This is a genomic window from Pontibacter sp. CAU 1760 (assembly GCF_054482735.1).
Genome location: NZ_JBTLRL010000013.1, coordinates 1 through 18046, shown reverse-complemented (window position 1 = coordinate 18046; position 18046 = coordinate 1). Strand labels below are relative to the sequence as shown.

16 protein-coding genes and 1 tRNA gene are annotated in these 18046 nt (G+C 49.9%); 11 read left to right on the top strand and 6 right to left on the bottom strand.

Annotated features, from left to right (window positions below; genetic code table 11):
• The first annotated feature begins 146 nt into the window (after window positions 1–146).
• Together ACXYMU_RS16525 and ACXYMU_RS16520 are read left to right on the top strand one after the other, a co-directional pair.
• Window positions 147–1493, top strand: a complete 1347-nt coding sequence (locus ACXYMU_RS16525; RefSeq protein ID WP_458987525.1) for an MATE family efflux transporter — start codon at window positions 147–149, stop codon at window positions 1491–1493.
• A 69-nt stretch (window positions 1494–1562) separates the two neighbouring features.
• On the top strand, window positions 1563–2141 hold the full coding sequence (locus tag ACXYMU_RS16520; protein WP_458987524.1) for a DUF922 domain-containing protein: 579 nt from the start codon (window positions 1563–1565) through the stop codon (window positions 2139–2141).
• Window positions 2142–2243: 102 nt separating this feature from the next.
• Here the strand turns inward: ACXYMU_RS16520 and ACXYMU_RS16515 are convergent, their stop codons facing one another.
• Window positions 2244–3773, bottom strand: a complete 1530-nt coding sequence (locus tag ACXYMU_RS16515; protein WP_458987523.1) for an FAD-dependent oxidoreductase — start codon at window positions 3771–3773, stop codon at window positions 2244–2246.
• Between the two features lie 278 nt (window positions 3774–4051).
• Between ACXYMU_RS16515 and ACXYMU_RS16510 the strand changes: the two genes are divergently transcribed.
• The 8 genes from ACXYMU_RS16510 to ACXYMU_RS16475 all read left to right on the top strand — a co-directional run bounded on the left by ACXYMU_RS16510 (window position 4052) and on the right by ACXYMU_RS16475 (window position 14889).
• On the top strand, window positions 4052–5113 hold the full coding sequence (locus tag ACXYMU_RS16510; RefSeq protein ID WP_458987522.1) for a PA0069 family radical SAM protein: 1062 nt from the start codon (window positions 4052–4054) through the stop codon (window positions 5111–5113).
• Window positions 5114–5317: 204 nt separating this feature from the next.
• Entirely contained in the window at window positions 5318–6112 is a 795-nt protein-coding gene (locus tag ACXYMU_RS16505; RefSeq protein WP_458987521.1) for an FRG domain-containing protein, read from the top strand.
• Between the two features lie 92 nt (window positions 6113–6204).
• A complete protein-coding gene (locus ACXYMU_RS16500) occupies window positions 6205–7308 on the top strand; it encodes a hypothetical protein (protein WP_458987520.1) in 1104 nt (367 codons plus the stop codon).
• A gap of 1113 nt (window positions 7309–8421) precedes the next feature.
• Window positions 8422–9315, top strand: a complete 894-nt coding sequence (locus tag ACXYMU_RS16495; RefSeq protein WP_458987519.1) for a transglutaminase domain-containing protein — start codon at window positions 8422–8424, stop codon at window positions 9313–9315.
• Window positions 9316–9452: 137 nt separating this feature from the next.
• Window positions 9453–9524 (top strand) — tRNA-Glu (locus ACXYMU_RS16490).
• A 239-nt stretch (window positions 9525–9763) separates the two neighbouring features.
• On the top strand, window positions 9764–9892 hold the full coding sequence (locus tag ACXYMU_RS16485; RefSeq protein WP_458987518.1) for a hypothetical protein: 129 nt from the start codon (window positions 9764–9766) through the stop codon (window positions 9890–9892).
• 302 nt (window positions 9893–10194) lie between these two features.
• A complete protein-coding gene (gene purL, locus ACXYMU_RS16480; RefSeq protein ID WP_458987616.1) occupies window positions 10195–13890 on the top strand; it encodes a phosphoribosylformylglycinamidine synthase in 3696 nt (1231 codons plus the stop codon).
• Window positions 13891–14577: 687 nt separating this feature from the next.
• Window positions 14578–14889, top strand: coding sequence for a PfkB family carbohydrate kinase (locus ACXYMU_RS16475; RefSeq protein WP_458987615.1), 312 nt, complete (start codon window positions 14578–14580; stop codon window positions 14887–14889).
• Window positions 14890–15025: 136 nt separating this feature from the next.
• On the opposite strand, the gene ACXYMU_RS16470 is transcribed toward ACXYMU_RS16475, so the two are convergent.
• The 4 genes from ACXYMU_RS16470 to ACXYMU_RS16455 form a co-directional block, all read right to left on the bottom strand.
• Entirely contained in the window at window positions 15026–15181 is a 156-nt protein-coding gene (locus ACXYMU_RS16470; RefSeq protein ID WP_458987517.1) for a hypothetical protein, read from the bottom strand.
• A gap of 8 nt (window positions 15182–15189) precedes the next feature.
• Window positions 15190–15375 carry a hypothetical protein gene (locus tag ACXYMU_RS16465; protein WP_458987516.1) on the bottom strand — a complete coding sequence of 62 codons (186 nt, stop codon included), beginning with the start codon at window positions 15373–15375 and terminating at the stop codon, window positions 15190–15192.
• A 51-nt stretch (window positions 15376–15426) separates the two neighbouring features.
• Window positions 15427–15585 (bottom strand): transposase, encoded by a 159-nt coding sequence (locus tag ACXYMU_RS16460; protein ID WP_458987515.1) that lies wholly within the window; start codon window positions 15583–15585, stop codon window positions 15427–15429.
• Between the two features lie 109 nt (window positions 15586–15694).
• Window positions 15695–16249, bottom strand: a complete 555-nt coding sequence (locus ACXYMU_RS16455) for a fasciclin domain-containing protein (RefSeq protein ID WP_458987514.1) — start codon at window positions 16247–16249, stop codon at window positions 15695–15697.
• Between the two features lie 355 nt (window positions 16250–16604).
• Between ACXYMU_RS16455 and ACXYMU_RS16450 the strand changes: the two genes are divergently transcribed.
• Window positions 16605–16967, top strand: coding sequence for a DoxX family protein (locus ACXYMU_RS16450; protein ID WP_458987513.1), 363 nt, complete (start codon window positions 16605–16607; stop codon window positions 16965–16967).
• A gap of 106 nt (window positions 16968–17073) precedes the next feature.
• On the opposite strand, the gene ACXYMU_RS16445 is transcribed toward ACXYMU_RS16450, so the two are convergent.
• Complete coding sequence (locus tag ACXYMU_RS16445; RefSeq protein WP_458987512.1) at window positions 17074–17880, bottom strand: hypothetical protein; 807 nt, start codon at window positions 17878–17880, stop codon at window positions 17074–17076.
• Window positions 17881–18046: the final 166 nt, after the last annotated feature.

Genomic DNA, 18046 nt, shown 5'->3' with positions numbered 1-18046 from the left:
CAGCGTTCTAAACTGTAAAAGCCCTCGTTGCAATTGGCAGTGAGGGCTTTTTTTTTTTGCTATCTCCCTGCCGCTTTCAGTTTCTACCCGCCACATCCCACTAAAAGCAGTAATTTCGCATCCTCAAGATTACCTTACCGCTTCCCATGGATTCTGCTACTTACAAACAACACTTCACCAAAAACTTCACGCTTGCCTTTCCGGTAGTCCTGAGCCAGCTGGGCCATATTATGGTCAGCGTGTTCGACAGCCTGATGGTGGGCCATATCGGGACGCTGCCCCTGGCTGCAGCCTCGCTTGGCAACAGCATCTTCACGATCACGCTGGTGTTTGGCCTGGGCGTTTCCTACAGCATCACTCCGCTCATTGCAGCGGCCGACGGCCGGAACAATCATACCCGCATTTCACTGCTGCTGCTAAACGGCCTGATCTCGAATGTACTGCTTGGCGTGTTGCTTTTTATCGCAGGATATTTCTTTTCTCCCTACATCACCCTGATCGACCAGCCTCCCCGCGTCGTCGAGTTAGCGGTTCCATACATCAACATTTTGTTTCTTTCCATGGTGCCCTTGATGGTGTTCCAGGCCTTCCGCCAGTTCGCTGAAGGGCTATCATTAACAAAACAGGCGATGTGGATCTCGATCCTTGCAAATTCCTTAAATATTATACTGAATTATATCTTAATTTTTGGTAAGTTAGGGTTTGAGCCAATGGGGCTGGTAGGTGCCGGATGGGCAACACTGATCTCCCGGATAGTAATGGCCTTGATGATGGCAGGCTATGTGATGTATGGCAAGCGGTTTGAGGTTTACCGTCATTTTCTCCGGCTGCGTCACCTTTCTTTTTTGCACATGTACCGCATCTTCAAACTCGGTCTGCCTATTTCGGGGCAGATGATCTTTGAGATGGGTGCCTTTAGCTTCTCTGCCGTTATGATCGGGTGGTTGGGGGCCAAGGAGCTTGCCGCACACCAGATCGCTATTAACGTGGCATCTGTCACGTACATGATGGCAAGCGGCATTGGGGCGGCAGCCACTATTCGGGTGGGCAACCAGAAAGGCTTGGGCAATTACAGGGCCATGCGGATGGCAGGCAACAGCAACCTGGCGATGGGTGCCTTGTTTATGGTATGCAGTGCCTTGCTGATGGTATTGGGGAACAAGCTTATCCCGATGCTGTACATCGATGACCCGGAAGTGATCCGGATTGCCTCCTCGCTCCTCGTGATCGCGGCGGTGTTCCAGATCTCAGACGGAGTGCAGGTGGTGGGCCTTGGCGCGCTGCGTGGCCTGGAGGATGTGAAAGTGCCTAGCCTGATCTCGCTGTTTGCCTACTGGGGCATAGGGTTGCCGGTCGGATATTGGTTGTGTTTTAAAGCAGGTTTTGGGGTGAACGGTATTTGGGCAGGACTACTGACAGGTTTAACCGTAGCAGCCATACTGCTTACAATGCGTTTCCGTGCGTTAAGCACCCGCCTCCTGAAGACAAAGTGATAGCACGCTCCCTCGTGCATTGGCTCTCTGTTGATTTTTTAATACACTTCATCATACCTGTAGCTAAGCATGTTCACCCTAAACCTGATTCTGCCCTTACTCACCAGAATACTGCTGCCGATGCTTTTCCCGGCATTTATGCAGCCAGTGGAACCTATAGCTATACCTGCACCTATAGCCCCCCTGGAAGCAGAGAAAGTGCAATGGTCACCGGAAAGGCGACTGGCCTGGGATGACTTTCAGGGAACTCCTGATGAGCATAACCCCCACCATGCCCTCACGGCTGCCAACCTTGGCGTTAGCACCAATTGTTCGCAGGGCAAATTCACGTACCAGGTAAAAAGTATTTTTCTGCCTACGGCTTCCTGGACAAAGAATACAAAGTCGGAGAAATTGCTGGCGCACGAGCAACTGCATTTCGACCTAACAGAGGTGCATGCCCGCGAGCTCCGCAAAAGGCTGGGGCAACTGAACTGCGACAATGTAAAATCGAAGCTGAAAGCTACCGTGAGCGAGTCCTTTGACCGTTGGAAGGCGGAACAAAAAAGCTTTGATGACGCCTGCAAACACGGGCTGAATGCTGCCGAAGAGCGCATATGGGCTGCCCACATCAAAGACAGGCTGCAGGAACTGCAGGCTTATCGTTAAAAAGAGCGTTCCGTACCTCATTAAAGGCAGTACGGTACGCTCTTTTTATACCTGGCCGTTGCCTGTAGCACCATACGATGCAGGCTGCAGGCAATGATTTGTTTACTCCACAAAAGGCAAATCTCCGCTGGCCGGGCCAGTGATCACTTTTCCCATTGGGTCGAAGCGTGAGCCATGGCACGGACAATCCCAGGAGCTTTCTACATCGTTCCAGTTCACGACGCAACCCAGATGCGGGCAGATAGCCGAGCGCTTGTGGCGTATGCCATCCTGATCGCAATAAACCGCTACCTTCATCATACCGTCCCGCATAATGCGCCCGGTGCCCGGCATCACCTGCATGGGGTCCTCCACATCGCCCGGGGTTACGTAATCCTTCATCTGCGCCGCCACGTTCAGGTTCTGCTTCAGGTATTCTCCTGCAGAGTTCATCGGGCTACGGCTTGGGTCGTATAAGTTTGCCCAGGGGTTTGCCCGCCCCATAATCAGGTCGGTGATCAGCATCCCGGCAATGGTGCCGTGGGTCATGCCATGCCCTGAGTCGCCGGTGGCGATGTACACATTGTCGGTGTCGCCGGGGTTGCGTCCGATATAAGCCAGGCCATCCACTGGCTCAAAAACTTGCCCCGACCAGCGGTAAGCCACCTCCTGCGACTCCGGAAACATGAGCCGTGTCCAGCGCTCCAGTTCCTGAAAATGCTTGATGAGGTGATGGTCCTGCCCCGTTTTGTGGTCCTCTCCCCCAACAATCAGGATGTCGTGATCTGATAGTTCTTCGCTTTTCTGCAAACGGATGTAGTGGTAAGGGTCTTTCATGTCCCAGTACAAGGCATCCGGAACAGCACCTTTGGGCACGCGCATCGCGATAGCATACGTGCGGTAAGGCGCCAGTTTGGTGTGCATGGTCACCCGGTCGTTTACGGGAGTGTTGGTGGCTACCACCAGGCTATTGGCTGATACAGCGTGGCCGTTTTCCGTGACCACCGTTACGACAGGGGCAGTATCAAAGCTGGTGACATGGGTATCGGTATAAATCTGGCCGCCCTCGCTCAGGAAGGCGCTTGCCAACCCCGACAGGTACTTCATGGCATGGAAGCGCGCCTGGTTGGGATAGTGCAGGCAGGGCAAGGCTGTCAGGTAGGGGGCCGGGCACTGTTTCCGCATCACCACATCCAGCCAGCCAATCTGTTGCACTGCTTCCAGTTCCTTCATCAGCCGTTCCTCTTCTTCCAGCGTGTTGGCAAACAGGTAACCGTCCACCCGCTCAAAGTCGCAGTCAATGCTGTTGTCCTCAGCGATCTCCTCGATCTTATCGATAGCCTGGGCGTGGCTTTGGCAGGCCATCCGGGCCTTTTCTTTCCCAAATATTTTGATCAGGTTCTGGTAGTGTTCGTCCAAAGCGTTGGAAAGATGGGCGGTGGTGCGGCTGGTTTCGCCCCCACCTATGCTCTTTGACTCTAGCACAATCACGCGCTTGCCTTCTTTGGCTAGCATATAAGCAGTTGTAAGGCCCGCTATCCCGGCCCCGACCACGCACACGTCGCACTTCAGGTTGGCATGCAGCGGGTGTGTCTCTGGCAATGTAAGATGATGTTCCCAAATGGGCAAAGTGGCTCCGGATTCCTGTTTCATAGTTTCTTTTTTTAGCACTTATGGCAGTTCAGACAGCCTTTTCGCATGCTGCCCACTCGTTGCATAGGATTACGGGATGGCACCGCTTATGTTGCTAAAGCCATTTTATGATGCTCGTGACATACAAAGGTTAAGAATAAAACAAGCACAGTCTCAAGTGTATACTATTATAAATAGCATGCTAATTTATTTAGCAAGATTCACTATCTTTATCATATGAGTTGGGGCCGGGTATAACCACTCCTTCAGGCTCCCTATACCGTTAACAAAACTGAACTATGCAAGCTGATGATTTCTTAAAAGGTCGCGGGGCACAGTATAACCCTGCCAACCCCTACCTGAAGCAGGAATATGTAACCACACACCCAGAGGGTCTGGATGAGGAGATGCGCACGAACGCACCCACAACTTTTCTGCCTGAATACCCCAAGAAAATAGTCAACAAAGTAGAGAGCCCTGACTTAGGGTTGAGCTACTCCCTGAACCCTTACCAAGGCTGTGAGCATGGCTGCATCTACTGTTATGCCCGCAACACGCACCAGTACTGGGGGTATGGCGCCGGCCTCGATTTCGAACGCAAGATAATCGTGAAGGAGAATGCCGCCCAAACGCTCGCCAAACAGCTGGAGCAGAAAAACTGGCAGGTAATGCCCCTGATGCTTGCCGGAAACACCGATTGCTACCAGCCCATCGAAGCCAAAAAGAAAATTACCCGGCAAATCCTGGAAGTGCTGCTCCAGTACCGCCACCCCGTCAGTATCATCACCAAAAACGCGCTCATCCTCCGCGACCTGGATTTGCTGCAGGAATTAAATAAACTGGACCTCGTGCACGTCAACATTAGCATTACCACCCTGGATGAAAAGCTGCGCCAAAAGCTGGAGCCACGTACTGCCGCCGCCGCAAAACGCCTGGAGGTAGTGCGCCAGCTGAGTGCCGTTGGCATACCCGTCAACGTAATGGTAGCGCCCATCATACCCGGCCTGAACGATGCCGAGATACCCCGCATTTTAGAGCAGGCTGCGGCAGCGGGCGCTTGCAATGCCGCCTATACCCTTGTGCGCCTCAATGGCAGTGTCGGCCCCCTGTTTGAAGACTGGATACGCAGCGCATTCCCGGATAAGGCAGCGAAAGTGCTGCACCAGATCGCTGACTGCCACGGCGGTCAACTGAGCGACAGCCGCTTCGGCACCCGGATGCGCGGCGAAGGCAAACTGGCGGAGGCGATTGGCAGGCTGTTCCAACTCAGCAAGCAAAAGTACATGCGGGGGCGCAGCACCAAACCCTTCAACTATTCCCACTTCTGCCAGCGCAGCGGCAAACAGCTGGGAATGTTCTAGCTTGTCTGGCTGCCCGAACGCTATCTCCGGGAAAACCCGACAAGTCAAACAAATCCGCTTTTGCAGCGATGAAGTTATACCAGTTGAGGGACTGAGGCTTTGGCACTTCCGTCGGCCTGTGCCGGTTGCAATGCCTCTAAAATTATATACCGTGTAACTTACACGGGCCACGGCAGTATCTAAAGCCATACCCTACCCATCCCCATGAAAACGGAGAAAGACATCGTAGTGAACAGTTGGCTGGAACTGCAGGAAATACTTTTCAGCAACACCTGGGACGACCGGATCAGCAGGTTTCGGTCGTCTTACGTATACCGGGGCTCGTGGAGCACAGAAGTAGGCCTGCGCACCAGCATCATGCGCATTGGCAGCAATTACGACAAGCTGGAGCCACACCTGTTGCGCAACTTCCGGAAATACGCCCATTACGACGCCATACCACCCGGCAACTCCCTCTGGAACTGGCTGGCGGTGGCACAGCACCACGGCCTGCCTACACGCCTCCTCGACTGGACCTATTCCCCGTACGTGGCCCTGCATTTCGCTACGGCCGACCTGACAGCTTATGACCTGGATGGTTGCGTGACCTGCATCAACTACGTTAAAACAAAAGAGCACTTGCCCATGCCTTTAAAACTGGCGCTGGATGATGAAGGCTCAAACGTATTTACCCCGGAGGTACTGGAGCCTGTGGCATCTTCGTTTAAAGCCATCAAAGGGTTCCAGGAAGAGGACTTTGTCTTGTTTTTGGAGCCGCCTTCCCTCGACCAGCGCATTGTGCATCAGTATGCCCTTTTCTCGATGATGTCGGATGTGAAAGCTGAATTAGGGAACTGGCTGCTGGAGCACCCGGAACTGTATTTCAGGGTGATTATACCTGCATCATTAAAGTGGGAAGTGCGCGATAAGCTGGACCAGGCCAATATTACCGAACGGGTACTCTTTCCGGGCCTGTCAGGGCTCAGCCAGTGGCTGAAGCGGCATTATACCCATACCTGATATTTTTTACTAACTTCTTTCTCCAGCCGTAGCGCACAGACCTATAAAGTATTATCTTGAAAGCATTCTTACCATTTCTGTTTAAAAACTTCATGAAACTGCCCTTACCCAATCCTCATAAATCAACAGCAGCGCACAGCTGCCTCACAAGCCGGGTAACCCGAAAGCGCAGCCCCCTAACTACGCTGACAGCCGCCTGCCTTGCCCTGCTGACCGTTGCCTCCTGCGCTGAGCAAACCAGAGAACCTGTCGAAGCCGTGGAAACCGAGCTGACAGAGCCGTCCACCACGTCGCAGCCAGCCGCAGCAGATACGACGACCACCGCTGCCGACACCGTGCAACAGGCTACGGCTACGGCCCCTGCTCCTGACACCACCACGTATTCCTACCTTGGACCAGCGCCCTTGCCGGGCGCTATACTGCCGCACAAGCGCATCGTGGCGTATTATGGCAACCCACTCTCCAAGCGCATGGGTATACTGGGGGAATTGCCGCCTGACCAGATGCTGCAGAAACTGGATGAAGAAGTAGAGAACTGGAGCAAAGCAGACTCGCTCACGCCTGTGCAGCCTGCCCTGCACGCCATTGTGGTAACGGCCCAGGGCCAGCCGAGTGCCGGTGGCAAATACCGCCTACGCATGACCCACAAAATGATTGATGGTGTATTGGAGATGGCCAAAAAGCGTGACGCCATCGTGTTTCTGGACGTGCAGGTTGGGCAAAGCACGCTGCAGGAAGAATTGCCGGCCCTCGAAAAATACCTGAAAATGCCACACGTGCACTTGGGCATCGATGCTGAGTTCTCTATGAAAAATGGGGGTATACCGGGGCGCCGCATTGGCACTTTCGATGCAACTGATATTAACTTCGCCACAAAGTTCCTGGCCGACTTGGCCAAAGCCAATAACCTGCCTCCCAAATTGCTAATCGTGCATCGCTTTACGCAGGGCATGATCACCAACACGCCTAACATCAAGCTGCGGCCAGAGGTACAGGTCGTGATGCATATGGACGGCTGGGGCGGACCGCCCCTGAAAAAAGACACTTACCGCCGCTACATTAAAAGCGAACCCGTGCAGTTCACAGGCTTTAAGATCTTCTACAAAAACGACACGAAGAAACCGCCAGGACGCCTGATGACTCCGCAGGAAGTGCTTGCCCTGGATCCCAAGCCGCTTTATATCCAGTATCAGTAAGTTATGCCTCCTTATACCCGTGTAAGGTGGCAATAATGTTTGCGTCACAGGCCCAATGCTATGCTAAAGATGCATGTAGAACTCTCAAGCTATTTTGAGACGAAATGATTTACTTAAACTGTGCTCCCCTCTTAGATACAGGGCCGTTTCATTTTAACGTTGCCTTCGCTCGCGTCTCGCGCGTGTAAGGTATAAGTGGGCCTCTGGCCCAGTCAGGTAGCAAACTTGACATCATTTTTAGACACCCTGAAAGCCTTATGGGCGCCAGTAAAATATAGAATGATACAGCCCTGCTTCGGTATGGGATGGCTCGTAAACGCTTACAAAAACCATTCGAGAATTTCTGCCTTTCTGTTCAGAAACCTGGTAGAAGGGAGGAATTACACAGGAGAGGAAAAGAACAACGGTAAAGGCTGATAGGATAGTATGATTGCGCGATACCCCATCCGAAGCAGGCCGTTCTATGAAACTGGCAAAGGAAAGCCGGATGCAGCAGACTCGCTTCCTGGGGGTAGGGCCCTCGAAATAGAAAAGGGCAAGGGTGTTTTGGCATCACCTGGGTAGCGAATTTTATACATCGTATTTTTAAAAGGTCAGGCGCTTAAATTTACATCTTGAAAGCTCCTTCCTGGTCTTTTTATACCCTTCTTCCCCTGACTGGCACAAGGAGGTTGCTTGATTGTTCTAAATTCTTATATACACGTCGACGAGATTTAAATACCAGCCATGCTGCACACCGGATTTTCCCTGCCGCTTGCAACATCAGCTTCTAAAACATAAGGCTTCAAACTTATTCTCGCTCCCATTAGCTGCTAGATCAGCCAACCAACATCCACCCAGGAATTGAAATTACATACACTTATTCGCTCAAGCAATCGCTCATTTGCCCTTGAAATTGAGTCAGCTCGAGTCTAAAATAATTAATACCGTGGAGGTAACTAGTTGTCCTGCTGCATCTTTACCCAACATCCAAATATAAAGTGAAAAAAATATGCCCTGATGGAGCAAAAGGGAATGAGATTTGCGTTATATTATAACAAAGCTTGGTACTATTCGCGCTTCTACTCTGGCGCAGTATCCCATAAGCTCCTATACCTCAAAACTTTACAACCTATGCCGCAAACCATACGCCCCTCACTCCTCGTGAACTTTGCAGTAAGGTTCATCCAGATCATCATCGTTTTCCCGATGGCTGTTCTGCTGAGTTTCTACATTCCTCCCTATAACTCGATGGACTATGAGCTGCACTTTCTGCTTTGTCTCATGTTTTCAGCCGTTATTTCGGTAGTGGTCACCCGCTATAGCCGCAACCTGATTTTACTGATGTTCATCAGCATACTCGGTACCTCTGTCTATAACAGCACGTTCAAGAGCCAGACTTTTGAAGGCATGTACGACGACTACAATGCGCTGCTCGTGGACATGACAAGCAACCCGCACAAGGTATCTTATTTTAAGCCCGTGCGTGGCACTTACTTTCAGAACCAGCGCGTAAAAAGCGCCATGCAGCCATCACACCCAAAAGTGCGGGCTTTTGCTGTAGAAAACTCTACGCGCTACTTTCATGATGAGTACTACCAGAAATTCGGGAAAATCACCCGCTATTTCTCCTTGTTCAAGCATGTGCGCCTGAACTGGAAATATGTGAACGATCCCCTGGGCATGGACTACTATTCTCCTCCGGTGGAGAGCATGAACCTGATGGCCGGCGACTGTGACGACTACGCCATTCTACTGGCCTCATCAGTCATGGCGATTGGTGGAGAAGCCCGTGTGGTGATTTCCCCGAACCATATGTATACCGAGGTAAAACTAGGCTCGGTGGAAGACTTGGATAAGATCAGTTATGCCATCCGCACCCTTTTCCCGGATGAAGTGGCCGGAGGCAAAATCCACTTTCATGAAACCGGGGATGACCTCTGGATCAACTTTGACTATACCGCGCAGTATCCTGGTGGGCCTTTCCTGGAGCCTGAGTTATACAGTGTGATATCGTTTGAGCGTTAGGCAGCAAACCTGCCCCAGGGATACCCTAAATTATGATCCTGTGAATCAAATGAATGCGCAAATGTGCAAGATTATTTTAATTGAAGTTTTGCATATAAAAAATCAGCCCGTATATTTGCACCACAATTAGACAGAACGGCCCGTTCGTCTAGGGGTTAGGACGCTAGATTTTCATTCTAGTAACAGGGGTTCGATTCCCCTACGGGCTACTGAAAGGGAAAAGTGATTATTTTGATCGCTTTTCCCTTTTTCTTTTTCCCCCAAAAACCGCTGTATCTCGCTGGAAAGGGCGAAAAACCCGTTTACCTGCGGGGTGCGATAACTCTCATTTTCACGCGCATACCACACCCCCTCCGGAAACACCATCGCCTGCAGCGCCTTCCTGCCCTGCATATCCACATTAAACCATGAAGATGAGACACTTACCGCCATTTTAAGCCCCGATTCGATGAAGGATTTCGGGTTCGATAAAGTCGGAGAGGCGTTCTCCATGTTCTTCTCAATTTCCACTACCTCTGCCTTTAACTCTGTACTGAACTTTGCGTACAGCTCCTTCTCGATCTCGCCGAAGGCGTAGCGTCGCTCCAGCGTCTCGAGCTTCTTTTTGAGTTCCGTCAGCTGGGTCTGCAGCCGCTTCCCCTCTCCTTTTGGCTCCTCAGTGAGTTGAATATTGTTTCTAAAAAACAGGAATCAGTTCTTAAAGAGATACTTAAAAATCCCAATTGAATAGATGAGTTTCTACCTTGACATATATTTTAAGAATATAGAGTAACCTGAGGTAAAGCACCTCATCACATTGAAAAGGAATTGTTAAAGTTATTACATCTGAAGCACTCATTTCCTTTTTTTAAATTTTAAACCTTAACTTTGTTAACGGAAATAAAAACAAGCATGATTTACTTCTTTGTTAGCCAGACGCATAAAGTTTTCGCCCTGCAAACCGCGCGGGAACTTACTACTACAGACATTCAGAAACTTGAATGGCTTTTCGGCAACGCCACTCTAAAACAGGAAACTGTGCTGAGTGGCTTTTTTGTTGGTCCACGTGCCGCCATGATCACGCCCTGGAGTACCAATGCCGTTGAAATAACCCAGAACATGGGCATCGAGGGAATCATCCGGATCGAAGAGTTTACTGCTGTTGCAGAGGACTTCACTAATTTTGACCCTATGCTTTCCCATAAGTATAATGGCCTTGATCAGGATATTTATACTATAAACATACAGCCGGAGCCTGTTATGCCAGTTACAGATATAGCAGCATATAACAAGCAGGAAGGGCTTTCGCTCAGCGAGGAAGAAGTTGATTATTTGAATCAGCTTTCTGAAAGAGTAGGCAGACCACTGACAGACTCGGAAGTATTCGGATTTTCACAGGTAAACTCTGAGCACTGCCGTCATAAGATCTTCAACGGCAAGTTTATCATTGACGGAGAAGAGAAACCTACGTCGCTGTTCAAGCTTATCCGCAAAACTTCTGAAGCAAACCCGAACGATATTGTATCTGCTTACAAAGACAATGTTGCCTTTATAAAAGGACCTGTTGTACAGCAGTTTGCCCCTAAACGTGCCGATGTACCTGACTTTTACCAGGTAAGCGATTTTGAATCGGTTATTTCACTTAAAGCAGAAACACACAACTTCCCGACTACGGTAGAGCCATTTAACGGTGCAGCCACTGGCTCGGGTGGTGAGATCAGAGACAGACTGGCTGGTGGTCAGGGCTCCTTACCTTTGGCCGGAACTGCTGTGTACATGACAGCTTTGTCTAGGCTTGAAAAAGACCGCCCCTGGGAGAAGGCCACGCAGGAAAGAGACTGGTTGTACCAAACACCTATGGATATCCTGATCAAGGCATCCAACGGTGCCACGGATTTTGGTAACAAATTCGGTCAGCCCCTGATTACAGGTTCGGTACTTACTTTCGAGCACGACGAAAGCGCTGATGCACTGGAATCTCCTAGAAAACTAGGTTACGATAAAGTAATTATGCTTGCCGGTGGTGTGGGTTATGGCAAAGCAAGTCAGGCTCAGAAACAGCAGCCAAAGCCGGGAGATAAGATTGTTATACTTGGCGGTGAAAACTACCGCATAGGTATGGGTGGCGCAGCAGTGTCGTCGGCTGATACAGGTGAGCACGGTACTGGTATTGAATTAAATGCCATCCAACGCTCAAACCCGGAAATGCAGAAACGCGCTGCCAATGCTATTCGAGGCATGGTAGAAAGCGAGCACAATGCCATCGTTTCTATCCACGACCACGGTGCAGGCGGGCACTTGAATTGTCTTTCAGAGTTGGTGGAAGAAACAGGTGGTAAAATTGACTTGGACAAACTACCTGTCGGTGATCCTACCCTATCAGCTAAGGAAATCATAGGCAACGAGTCGCAGGAGCGTATGGGCTTGGTGATCGGGGAAAAAGACATCGATACCCTACAGAAAATTGCAGAACGTGAGCGTTCGCCTATGTACACTGTCGGTGATGTAACCGGAGACCACCGCTTTACTTTTGAGTCGGCATCAACGGGCCAGAAACCAATGGATCTGGACCTGAGCGATATGTTCGGAAGCTCTCCAAAAGTGGTGATGGACGATAAGACCATCAACAGAGCTTACCAACCAGTAACTTACGCTAAAGACCAGCTTTATACTTACCTGGAGCAAGTGCTGCAGTTAGAAGCTGTAGCCTGCAAAGACTGGCTAACAAATAAAGTAGACCGTTGCGTAGGTGGCCGTGTAGCGAAGCAGCAGTGTGCTGGTCCGTTGCAGTTGCCACTAAACAACTGCGGTGTGATGGCACTGGATTTTCAGGGTAAAGAAGGTGTTGCCACATCTGTTGGTCACGCCCCGATCTCAGCCCTGATCGATCCGGCAGCAGGTAGCCGTAATGCTATTGGCGAAGCGCTTTCTAACATTGTTTGGGCTCCTATGAAAGATGGTTTGCAAAGTGTTTCACTTTCTGCCAACTGGATGTGGGCCTCTAAGAACGAAGGTGAAGACGCACGCTTATACAAAGCCGTTGAAGCCTGTTCAGAGTTCGCTATTGACCTGGGCATCAACATCCCAACGGGTAAGGACTCGCTTTCGATGAAGCAGAAGTATAAAAACGAGGATGTTATTGCGCCTGGTACGGTAATTATTTCAGCAGCCGGAAATTGCAGCAATGTACGCCAGGTGGTAGAGCCTGTACTGCAGCACGATGGCGGTAATATCTACTACATCAACCTGTCTAACGACGCTTATAAATTAGGCGGTTCGTCGTTTGCGCAGATCGTAAACCGAATAGGCAACGAAACACCAGACATCAATGATGCGGCACAGTTCAAAAATGCCTTCAATACCTTACAAGGCTTAATAAAAGAAGGTAAAATTGCAGCAGGCCATGACATTGGCAGTGGTGGTTTGATCACAACGCTTCTGGAGATGTGCTTTGCGGATAACAACCTGGGCGCAACTATTGACCTTTCATCGCTTGGCGAAGAAGACAGCATTAAAGTGCTTTTCGCGGAGAACATTGGTGTTGTATTCCAGGCATCAGCAGATGTGGAAGAAACACTAAAAGCGAACAAGGTTGCCTTCCATAAGATAGGCAGCAGCACTTCTACTGCAAGCCTTGAACTAAAGAATGGATCGGATACCTATAGCTTCGACATTGCCCAACTACGCGATACCTGGTTTAAAACCTCTTACCTCCTGGACATCAAGCAAAGTGGTCCGGAGAGTGCTAAAGAGCGTTTCGAGAACTATAAAAAGCACGAACTAAAGTATACTTTCCCGGAAGGATTTGACGGCAAAAAGCCTGTTATTGACAGCTCAAAGCCAAGAATAAAGGCAGCCATCATCCGTGAGAAGGGCAGTAACTCTGAGCGTGAAATGGCCAATGCCATGTACCTTGCCGGCTTCGATGTGAAGGACGTACACATGACCGACCTAATATCAGGAAGAGAAACGCTGGAAGATATCCGCTTTATTGGTGCTGTAGGTGGTTTCTCTAACTCAGATGTGCTTGGCTCTGCTAAAGGCTGGGCTGGTGCTTTTATGTATAATGAGAAAGCCAAAACTGCCCTTGAGAACTTCTTCAACCGCGAAGACACCTTATCAGTAGGTATCTGCAACGGCTGCCAGTTGTTCGTAGAACTTGGCCTGATCACCAAAGGGCATGATGAGCCGGCAAAAATGCTGCACAATGTAAGCGGCAAGCACGAAAGTATCTTCACCTCCCTAACCATTCGCGAAAACAAATCAGTGATGTTATCCAGTTTGGCCGGTAGCACGCTGGGGGTTTGGGTATCGCATGGAGAGGGCCGCTTCTGTTTGCCACACCTTGAAGATAAGTACCAGATCGTGGGCAAGTATGGCTACGAAACCTACCCTGCCTGCCCGAACGGCTCTGACTATAACACCGCTATGATCTGCGACGAAACAGGACGCCACTTAGTAATGATGCCACACATCGAGCGATCTTTATTACAGTGGCAATGGGCACACTATCCGAAAGGCCGACACGATGAGGTTTCGCCATGGATGGAAGCTTTTGTAAATGCCAGGAAATGGTTGGAGGCTAACGAGAAGTAATAGTCTATAGGAGGTTGAATCAAAGAATCCGTTAAGTCATTTTTGACTTGAATAGTATAAAGCGAAAAGCCGCTCTGTTAACTAACGGAGCGGCTTTTTATTTAATAGGGCGGCAGTTATACATACCCACACGTTAGCACTTCTAGTAACTGTACCTGTCATCACCAGTGAAAAAATACCAGTCCCTCCAACTATATCTTGGTTGCAATTAATGCCCAGCCTAAAGTTTTCAAAAGACAAATACACTACATTCTTCGGCCCTCTCTTTCTCATCTCCCTTACAGAACAAGCTAGTTGTAAGGATAGTAAGTTCCATTGCCCACAGCAACTTTGTAGTTGCGCTTGTTCCGAAAGTAAACCGTGGTTGGCATACCCTGTTACCAAGAGTTGAGTGTTCTTTCAATCTAAATCTACTGCTGGAATTTTTCCAGTGCATTGGTTTTGGATGGCTTTTAGTTGATTTTTAACACAGCGTGTACAAAGGAAACATAAAGGATTCTTCACACCACATTGCTCACTACCTGAAATGGACTATATCCACACAAGCCATATCTTCGATCTATTTTTAATATAGTCATTAAGGTATATTACAGAACAAAAAGGCTGTAGCACAGTTACTCAACACTGTCATAAACAGGTATTTAAGCAAATAAGAACACAAAACACCATGCTTTTATAATTTAATAAATAGATTTACAGCAAATCACAAAATATTGTTTTACCGTTTTACAAAGCCATACCCATTTTATTTTAATTTGCATTAAAACGCAAATTAAAACTTCCCCTAACGCTCAACCGCTTGATGAGGTAGAAGACACCATCGGCAGCGGCGACGCATTCCTGGCAACCTTCCTGACCAACTACTTAAAGAAAAAGCCACTGGCATACGCCTTGGAGAGAGACTGCCTGATTGGGGCATTTCTGGCAACGCAGTACGGAGCAACGCCTGATTACGAGCCAAGTGAAATCACGGAAGACTCCCTGAAGACGTTAGCTTGATTATAGAGGCGCTCCATTAAGCGTCAGGATAGCTTTATAGCTAGCATTAGAGCCATCAGGTGTTTGCGGAATCGGTAATATAAGGTAATTTGTATGCCTCGGTAAAATTAGGGTTGTGCTTTAAAAAGTATGATGGTTAAAATAGCCTGTCTCTGCCTAGCTTCAGGCGCCTTTCCCGCACCAACTCCAGGGCCTGCCTGTCCTGCGCCTCGTTCTCGAGCTCCTTCTTATAGCGTTTGTAGCAGGCCTGCTTTGTATGCCCAAACAGCCGGCAGGAGCGATTGAGGCTCACTTGCTCTTCTACCGCGAAGCGCTCGACTGTTTGGGCGAAGACTTTTTTCTGATCTGGAAGCCGAACTCCCCTTCGGCCACTTCTATGAGCGTGTTCAGCAGCCTGGGCTTCAGCTCTGCCTTCTGGGCATGCTTCTCAGCCTGCCCCAGTTGCGCCTCGAGCTCCTTAATCCTTTGGTTGGGGATGGTGCCCATCGCGGTGCCGTTTACTCCCGTGCCCCAAGCTATTCTCCCGTGCTTTCTGAGTCAAAACAAATCCGTGCTCCTTCCCTGAATGCCGTACTTGCCTTGGGCTTGTTTATACGTCAGGTCTCCCCGCTCCACCTCGGCCACGACCTGCAGTTTAAAGCCCAGCGTGTAATCCCGCTGCGTGCGCTTGCCTTTTTTACCTGTGTCTTTTTGCATCTTTGCCTGAGTTAGCTGTCAACCACTATCAAGACGAGACACATAAAAAATAGCCTGGCCAGACACACGAAGTGCCTGGCCAGGCTAAAGATGAACAGTTCGGGGCCTGTCAGTTAGCGGCAGGCAGGATCACCTTGTCAACGATGTGCACTACTCCGTTTGAGGCCTCCACATTGGGCGTGGTGACGGTGGCATCGTTGATCATGACTTTTTCACCGCCCAACATCACCTTCAGCTCTTTGCCGTTCAGCGTTTTCACCGCCATGCCGTCCGACAGGTCAGCTGCCATCACGTTGCCCTCGGCCACGTGATAGGTCAGGATGTCGGCGAGCTGCTGCTTGTTCTCGGGTTTCATCAGGTTGTCCAGTGTGCCCGCGGGCAGTGCGGCAAACGCTTCGTTGGTAGGGGCAAATACGGTATAGGGCCCCTCCCCCTGCAGTGCCGTCACCAGGTCGGCACCCTGCAGCGCCTGCACGAGCGTGGAGAGCTCAGGCGTCTGGGAGGCTAGCGCCACAATATCGGGCTTTTCGAAGGTCATCGGGGTGTCCTCAGTCATCGTCTCTGACTCGCTGGTCACCACCTCTGAGGTGTCGCTGACCTGCTCATTGCCGCTGCACCCAAACAGCACCACAGCACCGAATACGTAAATCAATAAATGCTTCATTCTGATAAATCTTAAAGTTGAACATATTTATAAATGAAAGCCTGCCGACAAGGCACCTCCATGTATCTGTCGCTTAAAACAAGTACCATGCTTGCCGTTGGGCGTGACAATAGTTTGGGGTGAAAGCTATACCGCGCGCGAGGTAGTAGTTATACAGCAAACTATAACAACTTGTTTAAATATTTGGTATACAATACTTTATACCTATTAAAAGGCAAATGAATTGCGATCCGTGTCCTGCTACTCCGTTACCGGGCGCAAAAGAGAAACAAGCACAAGGCGCTGGAAAATCTGCGTGTGAGGCTCACGCACAAGCCCACTTCTTTTATCATGTTTTAATTAGAAGCACTAAGCGATGGAATATGTTAGAATTGCCTGCCAAGTGGTTATAGCGCTCGGGATATTCAACGTCTGGATATTGCGTTACAGCAAACCCACGGCTTGGCGGGGTGGCCAGGCCACCAGCATGAAGGAAGAGTTTGAGACTTATGGACTACCCGGCTGGCTTATGCAAGTGGTGGGGTTCTTGAAGGTTTCCTTCGCCATTTTACTGGTAGTGGGTATATGGTATCCGGTGGTGGTGAACCCCGCTGCCGTCGGGATGGCCATCCTAATGATGGGTGCTATTGCCATGCACATCAAAGTGAAAGACCCTCTCAGAAAAGCCCTCCCGGCATTTACGATGCTAGTCCTCTCCTTATTGGTTATCCTGCTGTAAAAGGGTTTTCCTGCTCGCAGGCTCAATCAGGCCAGGCAGCAATACCCCAAAACGCAGCATTCCTTGTAGCGTGGCCTTACGTGCGAGGGTCATATACAGGCTACCGTCATCTCCTGGGAGCAAGCACAGCAAAAGTATGCCTGCAAAAGACATACAAAACCAATACTACAAGCACCGCTATACCAACCCAAGCTGTCGTAATGATTTGCGAACTGGAAGCCATGTCTAGTTCCCGGTGTTTCAAGATGATGCCATAAAGCGCCCAGATGCCAACCAGCCCCACAACCGGGTTAGACCTGCTCATAACCACAAAGGATACGATGAGCGTAGCCAAGGCTATGATGATGACTGCCCAGGTTGCTTCACTCAAGCCAAACCCGCCCCACGCAGCGCCAACCAAGGCCGAGCTGATATTTGCTACTGTCGCGATAATGATCCAGCCGAAGTATAAACTCAATGGCACCTGCGTAAGCCAGCGCGAGGCTGCAGCGCGTGCAGGATTGTAGATGCCTAATCGCAGGTGCATGGCCAGGAGCGTGACAAGCTGCAGGATGATCAGTAACACCGACACCGCCAGCCATTCATTCACCCAAGCAATCGTCCAGAGGCCGGTAGCCAGGTTGTTGCCCATGAAGAGATAGCCAATGCGTTGCAACGCAACATTTGCTTCATGATCGGGAGATGCTTTGAAAGCCTTGATCAGGTGGTAGGCACAAAAGGCTGTCAGGCCGAGGTAGATAAGGCCCCAGATCGAAAATGTTATTCCCGCAGGCGTGAAAAGCGCCGGATAGCTTGCCGACACCTCCCCAATCGTCTGGCTATTAAAGAGCCTGAGCTGCGTTAGTTGCGAGGGCACTACATGCCCCAGGAAGAAAACAGTGTTTAGTACAGCAAGCGTCTTAATATTTTCCATGAGCTACAGTTATAGGGCGATTAAGCACGCCTATCACTCAAACTTAGAAGCTGTTTTAAAAGGTAGTTATGGATAAAAAGAGTGCCCACTTTGGTTAAGAAAGTTGAACGACCAACTAATCAAAACCTAGGTGAGCACCAATCAAAAGAAACAAAAAAGGAAGCCT